A 23,512-nucleotide genomic window follows, 5' to 3' on the forward strand; every position below is an offset into this window, starting at 1 on the left:
CTCCTGCGCGAGGTCCATCGTGTTCCCTTCGATACTGTCCCGCACCCTGCGCCTCGGCTGCCTGGGAGGGCTCTGCTGCGCCCTGCTGCCGGCCCCGGCGCTGGCCGCCGAAGGCCCCGGCGAGGTGCATTTCGACCGCGGCCTGCTGGAGACGCTGGGCATGAGCACCGACGTTTCCGGGTTCGAGAAGAACCCCTCGGCGCTGCCGCCGGGCACCTACTCGCTGGACCTGACGCTGAACAAGGTGTACTTCGGCCAGCAGGAAGTGCGCATCGTGCACACCGCCGAGCAGCGCCAGGTCTACTGCTTCGGGCCGGAGCAGCTGGAACAGTGGGGCGTGCTGCTGCCCGGGCCCGCTCCCGGCGCCGAGCCCGCCGGCGGCGACTGCATCGACCTGCTCGAACGCGTCCCGCAGAGCCGCGTGGACCTGGACGGCGCCAGCGGGGCCATCCACCTCACCCTGCCCCAGGCCTACGTGAAGCAGCGCCCGCGCAACTACGCGCCGCCGTCGAGCTGGGATTCGGGGATCAACGCCGGCTTCCTCAGCTACACTGGCAACCTCGACCGCTCCAGCAACAGCCAGGACACCCGCAACGACCTGTTCCTCGGCCTCAACGGCGGCCTCAACCTGCTGGACTGGCGCCTGCGCCACAACGCCAGCTTCAGCCATGGCGACACCACCCGCCAGGGCAGCCACTACCGCACGCTGAACAACTACGCCCAGCGCGACCTCACCGGGCTTTCCTCGCAGCTGACCCTCGGCCAGCACTTCACCGCCGGCGAGATGTTCGACAGCATCCCCTTCACCGGCGTGCAGCTGGAGAGCGACGAACGCATGCTGCCGGAGAGCGAGCGCGGCTTCGCCCCGGTGGTGCGCGGCATCGCCGACAGCAACGCCACCGTGAAGATCCACCAGGGCCAGCAGCTGATCCACCAGGTCAGCGTCCCGCCCGGCCCCTTCGTCATCGACGACCTGTACAACACCGGCTACACCGAGGACCTGCAGGTCACGGTGATCGAGGCCGACGGCCGCGAGAAGACCTTCAGCGTGCCCTACTCCTACGCCGCCGAACTGCTCAGGCCCGGCGCCTCGCGCTACCAGGTCGCCTCGGGCAGCTATCGCGGCGAGGACGTCGGCAACCCGCTGAAATTCGTCCAGGGCGGCTACCGCCGGGGCCTGAGCAACAACCTCAGCGCCTATTCCGGCGCGGTGCTCGCCGACAGCTACATGGCCTCGCTGATCGGCGCCGCGCTGAACACCTCGCTGGGCGCCTTCTCGGTGGACGCCACCGTCTCGCGCTTCGACGCGCTGCCCGGCGAGGCCGGCGCCCAGGGCATGCCCGACAATGGCGAAAGCTACCGCCTGGCCTACAACAAGAGCTTCGGCGGCACCCACCTGCAACTGTCCTACCGCCGCTCGGACAAGGGCTACCTGGGGCTGGCCGCCGCGGCCGACGCCCTGGACACCGACAACGCCAACCTGTTCCGCGAACGCGACCGCGTCCAGCTCAACCTCAGCCAGGCGCTGGGCGGCGGCAGCCTGTACCTGTCCGGCGTGGGGCAGACCTACTGGACCGGGGAGAACCGCAGCCTGACCTTCAGCGGCGGCTTCAGCCGGACCTTCGGCTGGGGCAGCCTGGGCCTGTCGGCGACGCGCTTCCAGAGCGTCGACGGCTACGACAACCAGTACCTGCTGAGCGTCAGCGTCCCGCTGGGCCGCGAGGCCGGCGCGCCGCGCCTGAGCAGCACCCTGTCGCTGCAGGACGCGCGCAACCGCTCGCTGCAGACCAGCCTCAGCGGCATCGCCGGCGAGCAGGGCCAGTGGAACTACAACCTGTACGGCAACGACAGCCAGGCCGAAGACGGCAACAGCCAGTCCTATGGCGGCAACCTCAACCTGCGCACCGCCGCCAGCTCGCTGGGCGCCAGCCTGGCGCGGGGCGACGGCTTCAGCCGCGAGTCCCTGTCCGCCCGCGGCAGCCTGGTCGCCTATTCCGGCGGCGTGGCGCTGTCGCCGAACCAGGGCGAGACCATGGCCATAGTCGAGGCCGAAGGCGCGGCGGGCGCCCTGCTGCCGCGCGGGCGCGTGCATCTGGACGGCGACGGCAAGGCCCTGCTCACCGGGCTGACGCCCTACCGCCACAACGAGATAGTGCTGGACGCCAAGAGCGCCATCGACGACGTCGAGATCCGCGAGAACATCCAGAAGACCGCGCCGCGCTACGGCGCCATCGTGCGGGTGCCCTACCGCACCCGCAGCGGCATCTCGGTGCTGCTCGAGCTGCGCCGCGCCGGCGGCCAGGAGGTGCCCTTCGGCGCCGAGGTCGGCGGCGACGGCGAGGTGCTGGCCTACGTCGGCCAGGACAACCTGGTCTACCTGTACCTGGAAAAGGGCCGCGACAGCTACCGGGTATCCTGGGGCGAGGCGGACGAGCAGCAATGCAGCTTCACTTACGCCATGCCCGCGAAGAAGGACAAGCAAGACACCTACCGGGCCATCCCGGTCGACTGCCAGGCCGCCAGCGGCCAGCCCCGCAAGGAGGAAGCATGATCCGCCGCCCCGCCACCCTGCTCCACGGCCTCGCCCTGGCCGCCTGCCTGCTGCAGGCGCTCCCGGCCCGGGCCGACGAATGCCCGGTGGAGCCCAACCAGTGCTACTTCACCAACCAGCAGTTCACCTACGACGGCGAGCGCTACATCAGCGCCGGGCTGCCGGTGGGCAGCGTGCTGGGCACCCTGAACCTGTCCCTGGACTATGCCTGCCGCCTGCAGGAGTACCTGGCCGGCGAGGCCGGGCGCTACATAGTGCTGGGCATCGCCAGCGAGGCCAGCCACCGGCAGGGCAACGACTTCGCCACCAACATCGACGGCCTGGTCTACCGCGTCATCCCCTCCGGCCAGGACGGCGTCGGGGTGAAGCAGGTCGGCGGGGTGGAAAAGCGCATCCAGCTGGGCGTCGTCGGCGACCGCAGCCTGGGCCCCAGCCAGTGCGTCAGCGGCTCGCTGTCCAACAGCTTCATCGAGGTGCTGAAGAACGGCAACATCGACACGCCCGGGACCTACCCGGTCAACTTCCGCGAGCCGGCCCTGTTCGTCGGCTCGCGTTGGAACAACACGCCGCCGGCCTACCCCATCGACCCCTTCCCGGACGTCGCCCTGACCTTCCTGCCCACCACCTGCGAGATGACCGACGCCCCCACCCGCGTGGATTTCGGCAGCTTCAGCAAGAACCAGTTGCCGCTGCAGCGCCGCTTCGAGTTCCATTGGCAGTGCGACGGCGGCGCGGTCATCCGCACCACCCTGTCGCCGGCCAGCGGCGTGCTCGCGGAAAACGGCAGCGCGCTGCTGCATGAAAGCGCCGGTTTGCTGTTGAAGATCAAGGACCTGCTGAACGAGCAGTACGTAGTCTTCAACCAGCCCGTCGAGCACGTGGTACGCTCGCCGCGCTCGCTGAGCTTCGACACCACCTTCGAGGCCGAGCTGCTGGCGGGCGCCGAGGTCCGGCCGGGGCCCTTCGAGTTCGTCGTGCTCTACACCACCGAATACAAGTGAGCCGCCCATGTACCTCTGGCTGAAGCACCTGCACATCACCCTGGCGATCCTCAGCAGCCTGCTGTTCCTCTGGCGCCTGGGGCTGAACTGGCTGGGCCGGCGCCTGGCCGGCTGGCAGCGCTGGGCGCCGCACCTGGTGGACAGCCTGCTGCTGCTCAGCGCCCTGGGCCTGGTGCACCTGGCCATGCCCTGGCCGCTGCCGCTGTGGCTGCAGGCCAAGCTGGGGCTGCTGCTGGGCTACATCGTGCTCGCCGCCTTCGCCATGCGCAGCGCCGCGCGCGGGCCCAAGGCGCTGCTCAGCGCCCTGGCCCTGGCGTGCCTGGGCGGCATCTTCTACCTGGCGCTGAACAAGCCCTGGTGGTGATCAGCGCCCGAGCAGGCGCGCCAGCCCCTCGCCGATCGGCGTCGGCCGCTCCAGGCGGTAGTGCGCCAGCAGGCGGACGTTGTCGGCACGGGAATGGCGGATGTCGCCGGGGCGCGCCTCGGCGTGGCTCACCGGCGGCAGGCCGCCGACCAGCGTGTCTATCTCGCCGAGCAGCTGGTTCAGGCTGGTCACCTGGTTCAGCCCGACGTTGACCGCCCCTTCCGGCACCTGCCGCGCCTCCAGCGCCTGCACCAGCAGTTGCACCAGGTCGGCGACGTAGATGAAGTCGCGGGTCTGCTCGCCGTCGCCGAACACGGTGATCGGCTGCCCGTTCAGGGCCCGCTGGGTGAAGATGCTGATCACCCCGGAATAGGGCGAGGACGGGTCCTGGCGCGGGCCATAGACGTTGAAGAATCGGAATACCGCCGGCTCCAGGCCATGCTGGCGGCGGTAGAAGTCGAGGTAGTACTCGCCGGCCAGCTTATCCGCGGCATAGGGCGTCAGCGGCGCCTTCGGCAGGTCCTCGACTATCGCCGTGCCCTGGCCGTTCTGGCCGTAGACGGCGGCGCTGGAGGCGTACAGCACGCGCCGGATGCCGGCTTCGCGCAGCGCCTCGCAGAGGTTCAGGGTGCCGATGAAGTTGCTCTGGTGGGTGGCCACCGGGTCGTCCACCGAGGCTTGCACCGAGGCCACCGCGGCCAGGTGCACCACCGCCTGGCAGCCGTCCAGGGCACGGCGGACCAGCGCCGCGTCGGCGACGTCGCCGACCAGCAGCTCCACCGCCGCGTCGAGGTTCTCGCGCTTGCCGGTGGACAGGTTGTCCAGCACGCGCACGCGGTAGCCGCGCGCCAGCAGCGCGTCGGCCAGGTGCGAGCCGATGAAGCCCGCGCCGCCGGTGATGAGGACGGGCTGGGCGCAGGTGGGGGAGATGTCAGCCATGACGGTAGTAACGGTCCAGTAGGGTCGGCAGCGCGGCGCGCCAGGCGCGCGGCTTGATGCCGAAGGTGTGGAGGATCTTCTTGCAGGCGAGCACCGCGTGCTGCGGTTCCTCGCTGGCATCCGGGCGCGCCGCGTGGGCCTGGGCGACGGGGTCGCGCAGGGCCTGGCCGGCGAGGGTCCGGGCCTCGGCGACGATCACCTGGCCCAGGGCCAGGGTGGTGGTGGCCTCGAGGCCGCCGTAATGGTAGGTGCCCCACAGCGGCGCCTGGCAGTCCAGCTGCTTGAGCACCGAGAGGATCACCCGCGCGGCGTCGTCCACCGGGGTGGGGTTGCCGCGGCGGTCGTCCGCCAGGTACAGCTCCTCCTCGCCCAGGGCGCGGCTGAGGAAGCGGTCCAGGCTGCCGCCCGGGCTGTCGTCCAGCAGCCAGCCGAAGCGCAGCAGCACGTGGCGCGGGCAGGTGGCGCGGACCCACTGCTCCATGCGCCACAGCGCCTGGCCGCGGCGGCCCAGGGGCAGCGGCTCGTCCTTCTCGCTGTAGGCGGTGGCGCGGGCGCCGTCGAACACCCGGTAGCTGGAAGGCTGCAGCAGGAGGATCTCGTAGTGCTGGCAGAGCTCGGCCAGGCGCTCCACGGCGCGTTCCTGGGCGGCCAGGCGGGCGTCGTCGACCTGCTCGGCCTGGAACCAGTCGTGGTAGTAGGCGAGGTTGATCACCGCGTCGGGGCGGGTCTCGTCCAGCAGCAGGGTCAGGCTGGAGGCATCCCAGCCCTGCTCGGGCGGGCGCGGGGCGAGGAAGCCGATGTCTTCCTCGGCTCCCAGGCGGATCAGCGCCTGTCCCAGGGCATTACCGCCACCCAACAGCATCAGGCGCATACGCATCTTCAGGGGGTCACTCGAATCGTGGGCCACGGCCGGCGGCGTTTCGCCGACGCTTTGCCGGCATTTTTCCTGCGCACCGGAACAGCGTCAAGCACGGCGCCACGCGCGGCGCGGCCTGGGCGTCCGAAAAAGCGCGGGCTGCGGCGGCGGGGACGGCCAGCGGAAAACCGGCCCGACAGCCGCGGCGGCCCCCTGCGACCGCTTGTCACGTCCCGGCGCCACACCGCATGGAATAGCGGCCACGGCCCATCTGATATGGTTTTTTCCGGCGGACCTGAAGCTGTTTCGGCCAGCAGCCCCTTCCTATAGTCGCGGCGCATCCCCAGCCTGATGGGCCACGACAATGAGCCAGAGAATCCCCGCGAAGATCGTCGAGATCGCCGCCCCGCACGCCTTCACCCCGCCGCCCAGGCCGCTCTCGGCGGTCACCCCGACGGTCTACACCAAGCGTTTCAGCGGGCGCTTCCGCGACCTGCGGCGGCTCGGCGGCGCGCTGCTGTTCGCGCTGTTCTTCGGCACCCTGTGGCTGCAGTGGAACGGCCGCCAGGCGGTGCTCTGGGACCTGCCCGAGCGCAAGTTCTACATCTTCGGCGCGACCTTCTGGCCGCAGGACCTGATCCTGCTCTCGGCGCTACTGATCATCGCCGCCTTCGGCCTGTTCTTCATCACCGTGCTGGCCGGCCGCGTGTGGTGCGGCTACACCTGCCCGCAGAGCGTGTGGACCTGGATCTTCATGTGGGCCGAGCAGGTCACCGAGGGCGACCGCAACCAGCGCATGAAGCTGGACAAGGCCCCGCCCAGCGCCGCCAAGTACCTGCGCAAGGGAGCCAAGCACGGGCTCTGGCTGCTGGTCAGCCTGGCCACGGCGCTGACCTTCGTCGGCTACTTCACCCCGGTGCGGCCGCTGGTGGCGGACCTCTTCACCCTGAACCTGGACCTGGAAAGCGCCTTCTGGGTGGCCTTCTTCGCCGCCGCCACCTACGCCAACGCCGGCTGGCTGCGCGAGCAGGTGTGCATCCACATGTGCCCCTACTCGCGCTTCCAGAGCGTGATGTTCGACAAGGACACCCTGACCGTTTCCTACGACGCCGCCCGCGGCGAAACCCGTGGCGCGCGCAAGAAGGACGCCGCGCCCAGGGCCCTCGGCCTGGGCGACTGCATCGACTGCCAGCAATGCGTGCAGGTCTGCCCCACCGGCATCGACATCCGCGACGGCCTGCAGATAGCCTGCATCGGCTGCGCCGCCTGCGTCGACGCCTGCGACTCGGTGATGGACAAGATGGGCTACGCCCGCGGCCTGGTGCGCTACACCTCCGAACGCGCCCTGGAAGGCGGCCGCACCCACCTGCTGCGGCCGCGCCTGGTCGGCTACGCGGCGGTGCTGCTGGCCATGTTCGGCGCCTTCGCATGGGCCCTGCAGGCGCGCCCGCTGATCGCCCTGGACGTGGCCCGCGACCGCGGCCTGTTCCGCGAGAACGCCGAAGGCCTGATCGAGAACGTCTACAACCTCAAGCTGATCAACAAGACGCAGCAGGCGCAGCGCTACCGCCTGAGCCTGGCCGAGGCCGGCGGCTACCGCCTGCAGGGCGCCGTCGAACAGCGCCTGGAGCCGGGCGAGATCCGCGACTTCGCCGTCTCGGTGGCGCGCCTCGAAGCGGGCGGCAGCGGCGGCCCAGCGCCCCTGCACTTCCGCGTGACGGCGCAGCAGGGCGGCGAACAGGTCGAGGCGGCCAGCACCTTCGTCGCGCCGAGGCGCTGAGCGATGGCCCCGCGGCATGGCGGCGGCGCCGCGCAACGCCTAGAGTGGGAGCTCCCCAACGGCCCCCGGGACACGATGAAGCGCTACGAGAAATTCGCCGACGAGATCGCCGAGCTGATCCGCAGCGGGGTGCTCGCCCCCGGGCAGAAGGTGCCCTCGGTGCGGCACGCCAGCCGCACCTACGGGGTCAGCGCCTCCACCGTGTTCCAGGCCTACTACCTGCTGGAGGATCGCGGCCTGATCGTGGCCCGCGCGCGTTCCGGCTACTTCGTCCGCGAGCACGTGCGCCGCGCCCTGGCCGAACCGGAGATCGCCCGCCACGCGGCGCAGACCACCGAGGTGGACGTCAGCGAGCTGGTGTTCTCGGTGCTCGGCTCGATCAAGGACCCGGACACCGTGCCCTTCGGCTCGGCCTTCCCGGCCCCCGAGCTGTTCCCCCTGCCGCGCCTGGCGCGCTCCATGGCCCACGCCGTGCGCGACATGGAGCCGCGCGCCGCGGTGGCCGACATGACCCCGGGCAGCCATGCCCTGCGCCGGCAGATCGCCCTGCGCTACAGGGTCAACGGCACGCCGCTGCCGGTGGAAGAACTGGTCGTGACCAACGGCGCGCTGGAGGCGCTGAACCTGTGCCTGCAGGTGGTCACCCAGCCCGGCGACCTGGTGGCCATCGAGGCGCCGGCCTTCTACGCCACCCTGCAGGTGCTGGAGCGGCTCAAGCTCAAGGCCGTGGAAATCCCCGTGCACCCGCGCGAGGGCATCGACCTGCAGGTGCTGGCCGACAGCCTGGAGCGCCTGCCGATCAAGGCCTGCTGGTTCATGAGCAACTTCCAGAACCCGCTGGGCGCGAGCATGGGCGAGGACCGCAAGCGCGCCCTCGCCGGCCTGCTGGCCCGGCACCAGGTGCCGCTGATCGAGGACGACGTGTACGCCGAGCTGTACTTCGCCCGGCAGGCGCCCAGGCCGGTGAAGGCCTACGACACCGAGGGCCTGGTGATGCACTGCGGCAGCTTCTCCAAGAGCCTGGCGCCGGGCTACCGCGTCGGCTGGGTGGCCGGCGGGCGCTTCCACGCGCAGGTCGAGCGGCTCAAGCTGATGACCAGCCTGTCGGCCTCGGTGCCGGCCCAGGCGGCCATCGCCGACTACCTGCTGCACGGCGGCTACGACCGCCACCTGCGCAAGCTGCGCCACGCCCTGGAAAGCCAGCAGCACGCCATGCTCGCCGCGGTGGCCCGGCACTTCCCCGAGCAGACGCGGGTGACGCGCCCCGGCGGCGGCTACTTCCTCTGGCTGGAGCTGCCCGAGCGGGTCGACGCCCTGAAGCTGTTCCAGCTGGCCCACGCCCAGGGCATCAGCATCGCCCCGGGGCCGATCTTCTCCGCCACCCGCGGCTTCCGCAACTGCCTGCGGCTGAACTACGGCCACCCCTGGACGGTGCGCAGCGAGAAGGCCATGGCGACGCTCGGGCGGATCATCCAGTCGCTGTAGCACTGCTCCGTACATTCGGACACGATCTGTATCTGTGCGACGGATTGCCGCAGGCATACGCTGTCAGACCAGACCCCGGACGAAGGACAGCGACCATGGATGCGGAAACCCTGACGATCCTGCTGACAGTGGGCACCGCCCTGGGCCTGCACCTGGGCGTGCGCTGGTACATCCGCCACGGCCTGCCCGGGCGCGGGTCGGATGACTGGATGGCTTGATGGTGGGTGGCGGGTTTGAGAGCCCCTCTCCCTAACCCTCTCCCTGAAGGGAGAGGGGACCGTTGGGCAGACGCTGATGTTCTGGAGTCAGCCGGCTAACACAGAGATTGCCGGCTGAAACCGGGCCTCCTCTCGGCACGGACAAGCCCCCTCTCCCTTCAGGGAGAGGGCTGGGGAGAGGGAGCGGAGTCGACCTGATGCACCGATGCATCCGGCAAGCACCATTCGCGAGCAAGCTCGCTCCTACAAACAACCCCCAGCCATCTGCCGTCAGCCCGGCCGGTAAAGATGCCCATGCCCCGCGCTATACAACGACGACTCCCCAAACCCCTCCGCCGCCAGCACCCGCCCGACCAGGATCAGCGCCGTCCGCTTGAACCCCTTGGCGCGGGCCTTGGGCAGTATGTCGCCAAGGGTGCCGCTGACCCGGTCCTGGTCCGGCCAACTGGCGCGGTGGATCACCGCGATCGGGCAGTCCGCGCCGTAGTGCGGCACCAGCTCCGCGACTATCTTCTCCAGCTGGCCCACGCCCAGGTGGATGGCCATGCTCGCCCGGTGCCGCGCCAGGTCGCCCAGGGATTCCCCCTCGGGCATCTTCGTGCGGCTGGCGTAGCGGGTGAGGATCAGCGTCTGCGACACCTCCGGCAGCGTCAGCTCGCAGCCCAGCAGCGCGGCGCAGGCGGCGGTGGCGGTGACCCCGGGGACGATCTCGTAGGGAATGCCGAGCCGGCGCAGGTGCTGGATCTGCTCACCGATGGCGCCGTACAGCGAAGGGTCGCCGGAATGCACGCGGGCCACGTCCTGGCCTTTCGCATGGGCCTCCGCCAGCAGCGCGACTATCTGCTCCAGATGCAGCTCGGCGGTGTTCACCACCACCTCGGCGCTGTGCCCTTCGAGCACCGCCTCGGGCACCAGCGAGCCGGCGTAGAGGATCACCGGGCAGCTGCGCAGCAGGCGCTGGCCCTTGACCGTGATGAGCTCGGGATCGCCGGGGCCGGCGCCGATGAAATAGACCGTCATGGGCGTTTCGCTTCGGATCGGGAAAGGCGCAAGTCTACCCCAGCCCGTAGGGAGCCATGGCCAGCGCGCAGGTAGCGTTGGCGCTGCGCCGCTTGGGCACGACCAGCCGCGCCGGGCCTTCAGCCAGCGCTTCGGCCAGTGCCAGGGCGGCAGCCTCAGCCACGCCAGCGCTGCCGGTGACCTGGCGAGCCCGCTCGGAAGTGGAAGTCAGGCGCTGCTCGTAAGGCGCCAGGCGCTGCGCATCCAGCAGTTCCAGGGGCAGACGAAGTTGCCGCGACAGGTCGCGCAGGCCACCTTCCAGGGCCTTGGCCTCGCTGCTGGCCAGAGCGTTCAGCGCCGCCTCATCGAGGCCGGCCTCGCGCAGGCAGGCGCGCAGCAGGGCGAGCAGTTCGTCGGCGCCGCATCCACGGCGGCACCCCAGTCCGGCAACCAGTATCACGCGGGCGATCCTTCCTCGGGCAATCGCCGGGCAGCACAGCACGGCCCAGGCAGAGCGTCAACCGGCCCGGTGGCGATTGACCACCCGCCGGGCACTGCGTAGCCTTTGCCGCTTCGAGGTTCTCCGGCCCGGCGCCGGAGCTAAGAGGGAACGTGGTCAAGGCCACGGCTGCCCCCGCAACTGTGAATGATCCAAACCCCTTCGAATGCCACTGCCCACGGGCGGGAAGGCGAAGGCCAGGCGCAAGCCGGATCGTGAGCCAGGAGACCTGCCTCGAACCAGCATTACCACAACCGGGCGGGGTGATCCGGTGGCGGCTTCCGACGCGCGGAACCTCCGTGCGCGCGCCTCTGCCTCCCGCCATCGCAGCGCAGAGGCGACCATGCAAACCCTGGCCAAGCTCCCCGTCACCATCGTCACCGGCTTCCTCGGCGCCGGCAAAACCACCCTGCTCCGGCACATGCTCGACAACGCCGAAGGCCGCCGCATCGCGGTGATCGTCAACGAGTTCGGCGAACTGGGTATCGACGGCGAAATCCTCAAGCAATGCTCCATCGGCTGCAGCGAAGAAGAAGCCGTCGGGCGCGTCTTCGAACTGGCCAACGGCTGCCTGTGCTGCACCGTGCAGGAAGAGTTCTTCCCGGTGATGCGCGAACTGGTGGCGCGCCGCGGCGAGCTGGACCAGATCCTCATCGAGACCTCCGGCCTGGCCCTGCCCAAGCCCCTGGTGCAGGCCTTCCAGTGGCCGGAAATCCGCAACGCCTGCACGGTGGATGCGGTGATCACCGTGGTCGACAGCCCGGCGGTGGCCGCCGGAACCTTCGCCGCCCACCCCGAGCAGGTCGACGAGCAACGCAGGCAGGACCCGAACCTGGACCACGAATCGCCGCTGCACGAACTGTTCGAAGACCAGTTGGCCAGCGCCGACCTGGTGGTGCTGAACAAGGCCGACCTGCTCGACGCCGACACCCTCGCGCAAGTGCGCACCCACGTCGCCGAGGAACTGCCGCCGGCGGTGAAGATCATCGAGGCCAGCGCCGGCAAGCTGCCGCTGTCGGTGCTGCTGGGGCTGAACGCCGAGGCCGAGCTGCACATCGACAGCCGCCCGACCCACCACGACCATGAAGGGCACGAGGACCACGACCACGACGAGTTCGACTCCTTCCACGTCGACCTGCCGGAAGTGGAAGAGCGCGCCCTGCTCGACGCCCTCGAACAACTGGTAGAGCGCCACGCGGTGCTGCGCATCAAGGGCTTCGCGGCCATTCCCGGCAAGCCCATGCGCCTGCTGGTGCAGGGCGTCGGCAAGCGCTTCGACAAACACTTCGACCGCAAGTGGCTGGCGGACGAACAGCGCGCCACCCGCCTGGTGGTGATCGGCCAGGAACTGGACCAGGCCAGCATCGCCAACGAACTGCGCACCGCGCTGGCGTGAATACCCTCACCCCCAACCCCTCTCCCGGAGGGAGAGGGAGGCTGATCCGGCGCTTCGCCGATAGGCCGGCGCACGAGCACGGGCCGTGCCCATCGGTAAGCACAATGTCCGCGCGCACACCGAACCGGCCCTCTCTCCCTTCAGGGAGAGGGCTGGGGAGAGGGCGCTCCTGACCGAGCGAAAGAGGTCCCCCATGCACCTGCTGCGCACCCAACCCGGCGGCTTCGTCCCCGACGACGGCATCGCCCACCTGGCCCAGACGCCCGCCGAGCTGGTCATCCTCTGCAGCGGCGATTCGCACCTGGCGCTGCTCGCCGAGGCCGCCCGCGAACTGCCGGCGGACTACCCGAGCCTGCGCCTGGCCAACCCCATGCAGCTGCAGAACCATGCCTCGGTGGACCTCTACGTCGACGAGGTGCTGCGGCACGCGAAGGTCATCCTGATCTCGGTGCACGGCGGCGTCGGCTACTGGCGCTACGGCATCGAGCAACTGGTGGCCCTGGCCGAGCGCGGCGCCACCCTGGTCCTGGTCCCCGGCGACGACAAGCCCGACCCCGAACTGACCACGCTGTGCACGGTTCCCGCCGCCGAGGCCGAGCGCCTCTGGCAGTACCTGCGCCAGGGCGGCCTGGACAACGCCCGGCAGCTCTTCGCCAACCTGGCCAGCCGCTACCTGGGCCGCGCCTATCCCTGGAACGAACCGCGCGCCCTGCCCCGCGTGGCGCTGCACCATCCCCGGCACGCCAGCGCCGGGCTCGGCCACTGGCAGGCCGAGTGGAACCCCGACTGGCCGGTGGCGGCGCTGCTGTTCTACCGCACCCACCTGCAGGCGGCGAACACCGGTTTCATCGATGTCTTCTGCGAGCGCCTGGGGGCCCAAGGCCTCAACCCCCTGCCGATCGCCGTGGCCAGCCTCAAGGAAACGGCCTGCCTGGAGCAGGTCGAGGCACTGCTGGACGCCGCCTGCGCCGAGCTGGTCATCAACACCACCGGCTTCGCCCAGTCCAACCCGGAGGCGCCCCAGGCCCGCCCGTTCCGCCGCGACGTGCCGGTGCTGCAGGCCATCTGCTCGCTGGACAACATCGAGCAGTGGCGCGCCAACGCCCAGGGCCTGGGCCCGCGCGACCTGGCCATGCACGTGGCGCTGCCGGAACTGGACGGCCGCCTGATCACCCGGCCGGTCAGCTTCAAGGGCCTGGCCTGGCGCAGCGAGCGCAGCCAGAGCGACGTGGTCTGCTACCTGGCGCACCGCCCGGGCATGGACTTCGTCGCCGAGCTGGCGCGGCGCTGGGTGCTGCTGGCGCGCAAGGCCAACGCCGACAAGCGCGTGGCGCTGATCCTGGCCAACTACCCGACCCGCGACGGCCGCATCGGCAACGGCGTCGGCCTGGATACGCCGGCGGCGGCGCTGAACATCCTGCGCGCCCTGGAGGCCTCGGGCTACCCGGTGGCCGGCCTGCCAGAGACTGGCGATGCGCTTATCCACAGCCTGCTCGGCGGCGTGAGCAACGACCTCGACAGCCTCGACCTGCGCCCCTGCGCCCAGAGCCTGGAGCTGGCCGACTACCTGGCCTGCTTCGCGCGCCTGCCCGAGGCCAACCAGCGCGCCGTGCGCGAGCGCTGGGGCGAGCCCGAGCAGGACCCGATGTGCCGTGGCGGGCGGATGATGGTCGCCGGCCTGCGCCTGGGCCTGGCCTTCGTCGGCATCCAGCCGGCGCGCGGCTACCAGCTCGACCCGGCGGCCATCTACCACGACCCGGCGCTGGTCCCGCCCCACGGCTACCTGGCCTTCTACTTCTGGCTGCGCGAGGCCTTCGGCGCCGACGCGGTGATCCACGTCGGCAAGCACGGCAACCTCGAATGGCTGCCGGGCAAGGGCGTGGGCCTGTCCGAGGAATGCTGGCCGGACGCGATCCTCGGCCCGCTGCCGAACCTCTACCCGTTCATCGTCAACGACCCCGGCGAGGGCGCCCAGGCCAAGCGCCGCAGCCAGGCGCTGATCATCGACCACCTGATGCCGCCGCTGACCCGCGCCGAGAACTACGGCCCGCTGCGCGACCTGGAGCGCCTGGCCGACGAGTACTACGACGCCTCGCTGCTGGACCCGCGCCGCGCCGTGCAACTGCGCGGGGAAATCCTCGACGCGGTGCGCGCCGCCGCCCTCGACCGCGAACTGGGCCTGCAACTCAACGATGACCAAGACAGTTGGCTGCCACAACTGGATGCCTACCTCTGCGACCTCAAGGAATCGCAGATCCGCGACGGCCTGCACGTGTTCGGCGAATCGCCGGAGGGCCAACTGCGCCGCGACACCCTGCTGTCGCTGGTGCGCATCCCGCGCGGCGACGGCAAGGGCGGCAACGCCAGCCTGCTGCGCGCCCTGGCCGAGGACCTGCGCCTGGGCCGCGACCCGCTGGACAGCAACTTCGCCGAGCCCTGGGACGGCCCGCGCCCCGAGTCGCTGCTGGCCGTCAGCGACGAACCCTGGCGCAGCAACGGCGACACCCGCGAACGCCTGGAACTGCTCGCCCTGCACCTGATCGAGGACGGCCTCGACGGCCCCGGCCCGGCCAGCGCGCTGGTCCTGCAGCAACTGCGCGAAAACGTGGCGCCGCTGCTCGACGCCTGCGGCGCCAACGAGACCGGCCAGTTGCTGGCCGGGCTCAACGGCCGCTTCGTCCCCGCCGGCCCCAGCGGTGCGCCCAGCCGCGGGCGGCTGGACGTGCTGCCCACCGGGCGCAACTTCTTCACCGTCGACGTACGCAACCTGCCCACGCCCACCGCCTACCGCCTGGGCTTCCAGTCCGCCAGCCGGTTGCTGGAACGGCACCTGCAGGACCACGGCGACCACCTGCGCCAGCTCGGCCTCTCGGTGTGGGGCACGGCGACCATGCGCAGCGGCGGCGACGACGTCGCCCAGGCCCTGGCGCTGCTCGGCGTGCGCCCGGTGTGGCAGGCCGGCAGCCAGCGCGTGGAAGACTTCGAGATACTGCCGCTGAGCCTGCTCGACCGCCCGCGGGTGGACGTGACCCTGCGCGTGTCCGGCTTCTTCCGCGACGCCTTCGCCAACCTCATCCGCCTGTTCGACGCGGCGGTGCAGGCGGTGGCGGCGCTGGACGAGCCGGACGACATGAACCCGCTGGCCACCCGCGTGCGCGCCGAAAGCGCCCAGTTGCAGGCCAACGGTGTGGCGGCGGAAGAAGCCCGGCGCCAGGCCGGCTGGCGCATCTTCGGCGCCCAGCCTGGCGCCTATGGCGCCGGCGTGCAGGGGGTGATCGAGGAACGCAGCTGGGAGAACCGCGCCGACCTCGCCGCGGCCTACCTGAACTGGGGCGGCTACGCCTACGGCGCCGGCGACGACGGCACCCCGGCCCGCGAGCGCTTCGCCCGGCGCCTGGACGGCCTGCAGGCGGTGCTGCACAACCAGGACAACCGCGAGCACGACATCCTCGATTCCAACGACTACTACCAGTTCCAGGGCGGCATGCTGGCCGCCGCCGAGGTCATCCAGGAGCGCCGCGTGGCCAGCTACCACGGCGACCACAGCCAGCCGGACAACCCGCGCATCCGCACGCTGAAGGAAGAACTCGGCCGCGTGCTGCGCGCCCGCGCGGTGAACCCGAAATGGATCGCCGGCATGAAGCGCCACGGCTACAAGGGCGCCTTCGAGATGGCGGCGACCGTGGACTACCTGTTCGCCTTCGACGCCACCAGCGAACTGGTGGAAGACCACCAGTACCAGCTACTGGCCGACGCCTACCTGCTGGACGACGACACCCGCGAGTTCATCCGCCAGCACAACCCCGAGGCCCTGCGCGACATGGCCGAGAGGCTGCTGGAAGCGCAGCAGCGCGGGCTCTGGCAGGAGCCTGGGGAGTACCGCGAGACGCTGGAGAACATCCTGGTGGACAGCGAGGAGCAGTGACGCTGAGGCTCTTCGTAGGAGCGAGCTTGCTCGCGAACGGAGTTTCCAAGTGGCTTAGGTGTCTAGGTTTGGCTCCGTCCCCTCTCCCCAACCCTCTCCCTGAAGGGAGAGGGGGCTAGTCCGTGCCGAGAATGGATTTGGCGTCAGCCGGCAACTTCGTACTAGCCGGCTAGCTCCGAAATACCCGAGCACTCCGAACAGCCCCTCTCCCTTCAGGGAGAGGGGCTTGTCCGTGCCGAGAATGGATTTGGCGTCAGCCGGCAACTTCGTACTAGCCGGCTAACTCAGGAATACCCACGCACTCCGAACGGTCCCCTCTCCCTTCAGGGAGAGGGTTAGGGAGAGGGTGCTCTCATCCCTGGCACCGGCATGGCCGGGAAACTCCCTTCGCGAGCAAGCTCGCGCCTACAGACATCCAGCAACGTAGGGCGTATAACCGTTCGCGGTTATACGCCGCTACACCCACCTCATGCCCGGCTTCCCGGTCGAACCCGAAGCGCCCCCAAACAGCGACTCCGTGACAGGCCCCGGAGCACACGGAAACGTCGGATGAACGGCGTATGACGCGGAGCCCGCCATCGTTGCGATTACCCCCGCCGCAACCGCCCCGCCGCATCCAGCAACAACGCCTCGGTCCCACTCCACCCCAGGCAGCCATCGGTAATGGAAACCCCATAGCGCAGCTCGCCCTTCAGCGGCTGGCAGCCGTCGAACAGGTGGCTCTCCAGCATCACCCCGCGCAGCGACGCATCGCCGCCCAGGCGCTGGTCGAGCACGCTGGCCAGCACCGCCGGCTGGCGCAGCGGGTCCTTGCTGCTGTTGGCGTGGCTGCAGTCGACCATGATCCGCGCCGGGATGCCCTGCTGCTCCAATCCCTCGCGGGCCGCGCGCACGCTGGCCACGTCGTAGTTCGGGCCGCCGTGGCCGCCGCGCAGCACCAGGTGGGTGTCCGGGTTGCCGAGGGTCTGCACCAGCGCCGGGCGGCCCAGGCCGTCGATGCCGAAGTGCTGGTGCGGGTGCGCCGCCGAGCGCATGGCGTCGCAGGCGATGCCCAGGCTGCCGTCGGTGCCGTTCTTGAAGCCCACCGGCAGGTCCAAGCCGCTGACCATCTCGCGGTGCACCTGGGATTCGCTGGTGCGCGCGCCGATGGCCGCCCAGCCCAGCAGGTCGTCGAGGTAGCCGGCCACCAGCGGCTGCAGCAGTTCGGTGGCCACCGGCAGGCCGCGTTCGAGCATGCCCAGCATCAGCCGCCGCGACAGCGCCAGACCCTCGGCCATGTCACCGCTGCCGTCCAGGTGCGGGTCGTACACCAGGCCCTTCCAGCCGATGGTGGTGCGCGGTTTCTCGACGTAGGCGCGCATCACCAGCAGCAGCTGGTCGCTCACTTCGGGGGCCAGGGCGGCGAGGCGCTCGGCGTAGTCGAGGGCGGCATCGGCGTCGTGCAGGGAACAGGGGCCGACCACCACCAGCAGGCGCGGGTCGCGGCCGTCGAGGATGGCGCGGATGGCCTGGCGGTCGTGCTGCACGCGTTCGGCCAGGGCGGCGGAAAGCGGCAGGCGCTGGCGCAGTTCGGCGGGGCTCGGCAGCGGCTGTTCGCGGCGGCGGAGGCTGGGGCGCGGCAGTTCGAGGACTTCGGCGGACTGCGGCAGGTCGTTGCGGATCAGGGCGGAAACGGAGGAATTCATGGACTGGCATCCTTGGCCGGCGCGGTCGTGGCCGCGCGCGGCGCTATCTGAGTGTTCGACTGAGGTGTTCGGGTGTGGCAGCGGCACGGCTGCTAAATCGCCAGTCGGAGGTGCGGTAATAGCGGTAGGTGGTGTAGGCGGTCATGTTTCGATCCTCTGGTTGAAGTGCTTTGGCCTTGTGGGCCGGAAAAACAAAAACCCCGGTCGGGTTGCCGACCGGGGTTTCGTGAAGCTGTCTGGTTGGCGACCCTGCTTGCTAGGGCGCCTGTGGGGTATCAGGCGCGCCTGTGGCTAAACCAATACCCATGGAAGAAATAACCGGCGGCAGCGGCCAGCACCCGCGCGCGCGCGACCGCGGAGCCGAGGGCACCGGGGCGGGCGAGGGACTGGATGGACAGGCTGGACGGCATGGTTATCTCCACAAGATGCCGGCCAAGCTACCGCATCGGCGCCGGGCTTTCAATCATCCTTTCCTATCGCCTTCATCGATGGCGCCTCGCCCGCCCGCGCCGGCTTCGCTACCATTCGCCGTTCAAGCCCACCCAGGCACGCAGCAGGTAACGCCCCATGCAACCGCATTTCCCCCTCGCCGCCGTGGTCGCCGCCGACGACCTGAAACTGGCGCTGTGCCTGGCCGCCATCGACCCGGCCATCGGCGGGGTGCTGATCGAGGGCCCGCGCGGCATGGCCAAGTCGACCCTGGCCCGCGGCGTGGCCGACCTGCTCGACGGCGGGCGCTTCGTCACCCTGCCCCTGGGCGCCAGCGAGGAACGCATCGTCGGTACCCTCGACCTCGACGCCGCCCTGGGCGAGGGCCGCGCGCGCTTCTCCCCGGGCATCCTGGCCAATGCCGACGGCGGCGTACTCTACGTCGACGAAGTGAACCTGCTGCCCGACCACCTGGTGGACCTGCTGCTGGACGTGGCCGCCAGCGGCGTCAACCACGTCGAGCGCGACGGCCTGTCCCACAGCCACCCGGCGCGCTTCGTGCTGATCGGCACCATGAACCCCGAGGAAGGCGAGCTGCGCCCGCAGCTGCTTGACCGCTTCGGCCTGAAGGTCGAGCTGGGCGGCACGCCGGCGCCGGCCGAGCGCGCCGAGATCGTCCGCCGCCGCCTGGCCTTCGACGCCGACCCACAGGCCTTCCTCGGCCACTGGCAGGCCGAACGGGACGCCCTGCGCCAGCGCTGCGCCCAGGCCCGCCAGCGTCTTCCCGGCATCCCCCTGGACGACGCCGCGCTGCAGGCCATCGCCGAGCGCTGCTACGCCGCCGGGGTGGACGGCCTGCGCGCCGACCTGGTCTGGCTGCGCGGCGCCCGCGCCCATGCCGCCTGGCGCGGCGCCGAGCGCATCGAGAAGGAGGATATCGACGCCCTGGAGCCCTTCGCCCTCGCCCACCGCCGCCGCCATGCACCGCCCCCACCGGCACAGCCGCACGCACCTCAGGCCCCTGCCGCCAACCAACCCGAACAAGGCACACAGAACGAAGGCCAGTGGGGCGAACTGCCGCCCCGCGCCGTGCCCGCCGGCGCCGCCCGCGAACTGCCGCGCTGGCCAAAAAAGCCCTGAGCATCCGCCCGCGCCCGGCCCCAGGCGCGGATGCCAGCCCCACACCCGGCCAGTCCGCCGGCGGCCGCAGCGGCGCCCGCCGGCAAGGCGCGCAGTCGCGCGTCGACTGGCCTGCCAGCTTCCTGCACGGGCGCCCGAAGAAGCGTGACGAACTGGTGCTGCGCGCCCGCAGCGCCAGGCCCCGCGAGCTCTGGCTGGTAATCGTCGACGCTTCGGCCAGCACCCGCCGGCATGGCGCCCTGGGCCAGGCCAAGGGCCTGCTGGCGGAGGTCTTCGAACAGGCCTACCGGCAACGCGCGCGCCTGGCCGTGCTGCATGCCGCGGGGCAGCAGCCGCGCTGGCTGTGGCAGGGGCAGAAGGCTTCGGCGCAACTGCGCGACTGGCTGCGCGACCTGGGCGCCGGCGGCGGCACGCCGCTGTTCGATGCGCTGGCCCAGGCCGCCGACTGGTTGCAACGGCGCCAGCGGCACAAGCCCGGCGAGCGCCAGCGCCTGCTGATCGTCACCGACGGCCGCCTGAGCGACTGCCCTCCCCTGGCGCCCCTGCCCTGCGCCAGCCTGCTGGTGGACATCGAGAGCGGCCCCGTGCGCCTGGGCCGTGCGCAACACCTGGCCGCGGAACTGGAAGCGGATTACCGGCACATCAGCGAACTTCCCTGGAAGACCCAGCTACCCTCGTAAACCCACATATTCCAGCGCCCAGGAAGACCATCATGACGACAGTAGCGATTCTCTACCGGGAAACCGATATCGAGGAAATATCCGAACTGTTACGCAAGCATCAGCTATTGATGCTGCCCGCAGTGATGCGCAGCGAAGGCCGACGACTGGCCGCGACATTGGACGGCGAGCGCGACGAGAATGGCAATGGCGTACTGCTGCTGGAAATTCCAGTGCAGACGCGTGAGTACGGCGAAGACTTCGTCGCCGTCTTCTTCCATAGCAGTCGCTACGACTACCGCAGCCAGGGACAGCTGCAAGCCACCATGCAAAGGGCCCAGGATGCCTGGGAAGATGCGGGTGGGCCGAACGAGTTCTTCGTCGAAACCTAGGGCAAGCCGTTGCGCCCGTGCTCGCGGAACCCCGGGCGCCGGCCCAGCCGCTCGTAGTAGGCGGCCACGGCCGGCAGCCCGGGGCGCTGCATCGGCGTCATGAACCAGCGCTGCACCGACAGGCCGATGGCGACGTCGGCCAGGCTGAAACGCTCGCCGGCGACATAGGCGCCGGTGCGCTCCAACTGGCGGTCGAGCAGCGCCATCAGCCGGCTCCACTCGCGTTCGCTCGCGACGATGGCCGCGGCATCGGCATGCGCCGGGCTGTTGCGCACCCGCGCCATGAACACGTAGCGCCAGGCATTGTTCAGCTCGGTGGCCTGCCAGCCCATCCACTGCTCCACCCGCGCCCGCTCGCGGGGCGCGGAAGGCAGCAGGTCGTCGCGCGGGTACTGGCTGGCCAGGTAGCTGCAGATGGCGTTGCTCTCCCACAGCACGAAGTCGCCGTCCACCAGCACCGGCACCAGCGCATTGGGATTGAGCGCGAGGAATTCGGGCGCGTCGGTGGCGCGAAAGCCGCTGCCCCAGTCTTCCCTATGGTAGGGAAGCTGCAGCTCGGCGCAGGTCCACAGCACCTTGCGCACGTTGATCGATGAGGCCTTGCCGAGGATTCGCAACATTCCGCCACTCCCTGTTCGCGTCGTGCGCATGACCGTTCTCGGTTATACGCCGGCGCCCCCCGCCGCGTCGATCGCGCCGGCTGACGCCGGACAAGCCGCCCACGCCGACCGGCCCCCTCTCCCGCTTGCGGGAGAGGGTTGGGGAGAGGGGCTCTCATGCGCCAATCGGCGCTATCGATCCACCTCGGACAGCTCCAGCTTCGGCAATGTGTCGGCGAGCGGTTCGCGAGCAAGCTCGCTCCTACAGGCGATGCACCTGTGCTTTTCGTAGGAGCGAGCTGGCTCGCGAACCCCGCCCTACAGAAGCGGCGCCAACGCCGCCCACAACGCCTCGACGCTGTCGAACTGCCGATCCACCTCGGGCAATTCCGGCCGCGCCAGGATCAACACCGGCACACCCCGCTCGCGCGCCACCTGTAGCTTCGGCTCGGTGGCCTGGCTGCCGCTGTTCTTGCTCACCAGCACATCGGTGCCCCGGCGCGCGAACAGCTCGCGCTCGCCCTCCAGGCTGAAGGGTCCACGGGCACCCAGCACCTCGGCGCGCTCGGTGCCCGGCAGGCTCTGCAGGCAGCGCAGGGTCCAGAACTGATGTTCGGGAATTTCACCGAGGTGTTCCAGCGGCTCGCGGCCCAGGGTAAACAGCGGCCGCTCGAACGGCGCCAGCGCCGCGATCAGCGCCGGCCAGTCGGCCACCTCGCGCCAGTCGTCACCAGGCCCGGGCTGCCAGCCGGGGCGGCGCAGGGCCCAGCAGGGCACGCCAGCCAGCTGCGCCGCGCGGACGGCGTTGCGGCTGATCCGCGCGGCATAGGGATGGGTGGCGTCGAGCAACAGGTCATAGCCCTGCGCGGTGATGAACGCCGCCAGGCCCTCGGCGCCGCCGTAGCCGCCCACGCGCACCTGGCAGGCGAGGTCGTCGGGCACCTTGCCCAGGCCGGCCAGGCTGTACAGGTGCCGCGGGCCGAGGCGGCGGGCGATGGCCAGGGCCTCGCCGATGCCGCCCAGCAGCAGGATGCGCTTGCCGCTCACGGCTTGCGCACCGCCAGCAGGGTGATCGGCAGGGCGGCGCGCCAGGTGTCGAAGCCGCCCAGGGGCTGCGCCTGGGCCACCTGCAGGCGCACCAGCTCGCCGCCGTGGCGCTCGCGCCAGGCGACCAGGGCCGCCTCGCTCTGCAGGGTCACGGCATTGGCCAGCAGGCGCCCGCCGGGCTTGAGGTTGTCCCAGCACAGCGCCAGCACGCCGGGCACGGTGACGCCGCCGCCGATGAAGATGGCGTCCGGCGCCTCCAGGCCTTCCAGGGCCTGGGGCGCGTGCCCGGCCACCAGTTGCAGGCCGGGCACGCCAAGGGCGTCGCGGTTGTGGGCGATGTGCCCGAGGCGGCCCTCGTCGGCCTCGATGGCGATGGCCCGGCACGCGGGGTGCGCGCGCATCCACTCGATGCCGATGGAGCCGCAGCCGGCGCCGACGTCCCAGAGCAGTTCACCCGGCTCCGGGGCCAGGCGCGCGAGGGTCACGGCGCGCACGTCGCGCTTGGTCAGTTGGCCGTCGTGGCGGTAGGCGTCGTCGGCCAGGCCGGGGGTCAGCGGCAGGCGCCGGGCATCGGCGCCAGCCACGCAATCGATGGCCAGCACGTTGAGCGCGGCGGCCTCCTCCAGCGACCAGTCGGCGGCCAGGCCGTCGATGCGCCGCTCGCGCTCGCCGCCCAGGTGCTCCAGCACGCTCAGCCGGCTCGGCGCGAAACCGCGTTCGCGCAACAGCGCGGCGACCGCCGCCGGGCTGCGCCCATCGGCGCTCAGCACCAGCAGCCGGCGCCCCGGGTGCAGGCGCAGGTTCAGCGCCGCCAGCGGCCGGCCCACCAGCGACAGCAGCTCGACGTCCTGCAGCGCCCAACCCAGCCGCGCCGCGGCCAGGCTCACCGAGGACGGCGCCGGCAGCACGCGCATTTCCGCCGCCGGCAGTTGCCGCGCCAGGCTCGCGCCCACGCCGAAGAACAGCGGGTCGCCGCTGGCCAGCACGCAGGTCGGGGTGCCGCGCCGCGCCAGCAGCGGGGCCATGTCGAAGGGGCTCGGCCAGCGCGTGCGCTGCGCGCCGATGCATGGCGGCAGCAGGTCCAGCTGGCGCTCGCCGCCGAACACTTCGCTGGCCGCCAGCAGGGCGCGGCGGGCGGTCTTGCCGAGGCCGGGGTAGCCGTCCTCGCCGATGCCGACGATGGTCAGCCAGGGCGTCATGGGAAGTCCTCGCAGGTTGCGACACCGCGCCGCCGGCGTTCCGACGGGCAGGGTTTTCAAGGGGTCGGGCAAAGCGGGCATAATACAGCCTTCGTCGGTGCCCATCAGGGCCGAAGAGGGAACGCGCAGGAGCCATCCAAGCGCGGCTGCCCCCGCAACTGTAAGCAGCGAGTCCACGCGTCATTGGCCACTGGGAGACCGGGAAGGCCGCGTCGGGCGACGACCTGCCAGCCAGGAGACCTGCCGACGGGACCAGTCGCGCGTGCAAGCATCGAGCGGGGTGTATCGATGTTGTAGGTCTTCCCATATGTGGGGCGATCCGCAAGGTCACCGCGACCCAGCCATGGTG

The 23,512-nt window shown here is 70.7% G+C and carries 19 protein-coding genes and 2 riboswitches; of the genes, 11 read left to right on the plus strand and 8 right to left on the minus strand.

The features are described 5' to 3' along the window. The first annotated feature begins 19 nt into the window (after positions 1 to 19). The 3 genes from CHC02_RS21080 to CHC02_RS21090 are packed head-to-tail and all read left to right on the plus strand — an operon-like array spanning position 20 to position 3,916. Complete coding sequence (locus CHC02_RS21080; RefSeq protein WP_089393389.1) at positions 20 to 2,551, plus strand: fimbria/pilus outer membrane usher protein; 2,532 nt, start codon at positions 20 to 22, stop codon at positions 2,549 to 2,551. Beyond that, a complete protein-coding gene (locus CHC02_RS21085) occupies positions 2,548 to 3,552 on the plus strand; it encodes a hypothetical protein (protein WP_089393390.1) in 1,005 nt (334 codons plus the stop codon). Before CHC02_RS21080 ends, CHC02_RS21085 begins: the two co-directional genes overlap by 4 nt. A gap of 7 nt (positions 3,553 to 3,559) precedes the next feature. After that, positions 3,560 to 3,916, plus strand: a complete 357-nt coding sequence (locus tag CHC02_RS21090; protein WP_089393391.1) for a SirB2 family protein — start codon at positions 3,560 to 3,562, stop codon at positions 3,914 to 3,916. Here CHC02_RS21090 and CHC02_RS21095 read toward each other — a convergent pair whose 3' ends face one another. Together CHC02_RS21095 and CHC02_RS21100 are read right to left on the minus strand one after the other, a co-directional pair. Beyond that, the gene (locus CHC02_RS21095) at positions 3,917 to 4,855 is read right to left on the minus strand and encodes an NAD-dependent epimerase/dehydratase family protein (RefSeq protein WP_089393392.1); all 939 of its coding nucleotides are present in this window, start codon (positions 4,853 to 4,855) and stop codon (positions 3,917 to 3,919) included. Further along, the gene (locus tag CHC02_RS21100) at positions 4,848 to 5,732 is read right to left on the minus strand and encodes a sugar nucleotide-binding protein (RefSeq protein WP_089393393.1); all 885 of its coding nucleotides are present in this window, start codon (positions 5,730 to 5,732) and stop codon (positions 4,848 to 4,850) included. Before CHC02_RS21100 ends, CHC02_RS21095 begins: the two co-directional genes overlap by 8 nt. A gap of 343 nt (positions 5,733 to 6,075) precedes the next feature. Between CHC02_RS21100 and ccoG the strand changes: the two genes are divergently transcribed. The 3 genes from ccoG to CHC02_RS30775 all read left to right on the plus strand — a co-directional run bounded on the left by ccoG (position 6,076) and on the right by CHC02_RS30775 (position 9,194). Further along, a complete protein-coding gene (ccoG, locus tag CHC02_RS21105) occupies positions 6,076 to 7,491 on the plus strand; it encodes a cytochrome c oxidase accessory protein CcoG (RefSeq protein ID WP_089393394.1) in 1,416 nt (471 codons plus the stop codon). Positions 7,492 to 7,566: 75 nt separating this feature from the next. After that, on the plus strand, positions 7,567 to 8,976 hold the full coding sequence (mapR, locus tag CHC02_RS21110; protein ID WP_089393395.1) for a GntR family transcriptional regulator MpaR: 1,410 nt from the start codon (positions 7,567 to 7,569) through the stop codon (positions 8,974 to 8,976). Between the two features lie 95 nt (positions 8,977 to 9,071). Then, positions 9,072 to 9,194, plus strand: coding sequence for a hypothetical protein (locus CHC02_RS30775; RefSeq protein ID WP_256595844.1), 123 nt, complete (start codon positions 9,072 to 9,074; stop codon positions 9,192 to 9,194). 270 nt (positions 9,195 to 9,464) lie between these two features. On the opposite strand, the gene cobM is transcribed toward CHC02_RS30775, so the two are convergent. Both cobM and CHC02_RS21120 read right to left on the minus strand, forming a co-directional pair. Beyond that, entirely contained in the window at positions 9,465 to 10,214 is a 750-nt protein-coding gene (gene cobM / locus CHC02_RS21115) for a precorrin-4 C(11)-methyltransferase (RefSeq protein WP_089393396.1), read from the minus strand. 34 nt (positions 10,215 to 10,248) lie between these two features. Beyond that, positions 10,249 to 10,653 carry a cobalamin biosynthesis protein gene (locus tag CHC02_RS21120; protein WP_089393397.1) on the minus strand — a complete coding sequence of 135 codons (405 nt, stop codon included), beginning with the start codon at positions 10,651 to 10,653 and terminating at the stop codon, positions 10,249 to 10,251. A gap of 99 nt (positions 10,654 to 10,752) precedes the next feature. Next, positions 10,753 to 10,943: riboswitch (cobalamin riboswitch) on the plus strand. Positions 10,944 to 11,035: 92 nt separating this feature from the next. On the opposite strand from CHC02_RS21120, the gene cobW reads away from it, so the two are divergent. Continuing rightward, a complete protein-coding gene (gene cobW, locus CHC02_RS21125) occupies positions 11,036 to 12,088 on the plus strand; it encodes a cobalamin biosynthesis protein CobW (protein ID WP_089393398.1) in 1,053 nt (350 codons plus the stop codon). Positions 12,089 to 12,281: 193 nt separating this feature from the next. Continuing rightward, on the plus strand, positions 12,282 to 16,013 hold the full coding sequence (gene cobN / locus CHC02_RS21130; RefSeq protein WP_089393399.1) for a cobaltochelatase subunit CobN: 3,732 nt from the start codon (positions 12,282 to 12,284) through the stop codon (positions 16,011 to 16,013). Positions 16,014 to 16,600: 587 nt separating this feature from the next. On the opposite strand, the gene CHC02_RS21135 is transcribed toward cobN, so the two are convergent. Continuing rightward, positions 16,601 to 17,698, minus strand: a complete 1,098-nt coding sequence (locus CHC02_RS21135; protein ID WP_244160958.1) for a 3-deoxy-7-phosphoheptulonate synthase — start codon at positions 17,696 to 17,698, stop codon at positions 16,601 to 16,603. 567 nt (positions 17,699 to 18,265) lie between these two features. Here CHC02_RS21135 and CHC02_RS21140 point away from each other — a divergent pair. Genes CHC02_RS21140 through CHC02_RS21150 form a run of 3 tightly spaced genes read left to right on the plus strand, consistent with a single transcriptional unit; the run spans position 18,266 to position 20,318 of the window. Next, on the plus strand, positions 18,266 to 19,267 hold the full coding sequence (locus CHC02_RS21140; protein WP_089393400.1) for a magnesium chelatase ATPase subunit I: 1,002 nt from the start codon (positions 18,266 to 18,268) through the stop codon (positions 19,265 to 19,267). Then, positions 19,249 to 19,947, plus strand: a complete 699-nt coding sequence (locus CHC02_RS21145) for a vWA domain-containing protein (RefSeq protein WP_244160960.1) — start codon at positions 19,249 to 19,251, stop codon at positions 19,945 to 19,947. The genes CHC02_RS21140 and CHC02_RS21145 overlap by 19 nt, the downstream gene beginning before the upstream one ends. Before the next feature lie 32 nt (positions 19,948 to 19,979). After that, entirely contained in the window at positions 19,980 to 20,318 is a 339-nt protein-coding gene (locus CHC02_RS21150; protein ID WP_089393402.1) for a hypothetical protein, read from the plus strand. Here the strand turns inward: CHC02_RS21150 and CHC02_RS21155 are convergent. The 3 genes from CHC02_RS21155 to cbiE all read right to left on the minus strand — a co-directional run bounded on the left by CHC02_RS21155 (position 20,315) and on the right by cbiE (position 23,163). Then, a complete protein-coding gene (locus CHC02_RS21155; protein ID WP_089393403.1) occupies positions 20,315 to 20,938 on the minus strand; it encodes a glutathione S-transferase family protein in 624 nt (207 codons plus the stop codon). The two genes, CHC02_RS21150 and CHC02_RS21155, sit on opposite strands and share 4 nt — an antisense overlap. A 297-nt stretch (positions 20,939 to 21,235) precedes the next feature. Next, positions 21,236 to 21,964 carry a cobalt-precorrin-6A reductase gene (locus CHC02_RS21160; RefSeq protein ID WP_089393404.1) on the minus strand — a complete coding sequence of 243 codons (729 nt, stop codon included), beginning with the start codon at positions 21,962 to 21,964 and terminating at the stop codon, positions 21,236 to 21,238. Next, a complete protein-coding gene (gene cbiE / locus CHC02_RS21165; protein WP_089393405.1) occupies positions 21,961 to 23,163 on the minus strand; it encodes a precorrin-6y C5,15-methyltransferase (decarboxylating) subunit CbiE in 1,203 nt (400 codons plus the stop codon). The genes CHC02_RS21160 and cbiE overlap by 4 nt, the downstream gene beginning before the upstream one ends. Positions 23,164 to 23,241: 78 nt before the next feature. Then, a riboswitch (cobalamin riboswitch) is annotated at positions 23,242 to 23,425 on the plus strand. Positions 23,426 to 23,512 lie beyond the last annotated feature (87 nt).

It is taken from the genome of Pseudomonas delhiensis (assembly GCF_900187975.1).
Taxonomy (GTDB): Bacteria; Pseudomonadota; Gammaproteobacteria; order Pseudomonadales; family Pseudomonadaceae; genus Pseudomonas; species Pseudomonas delhiensis.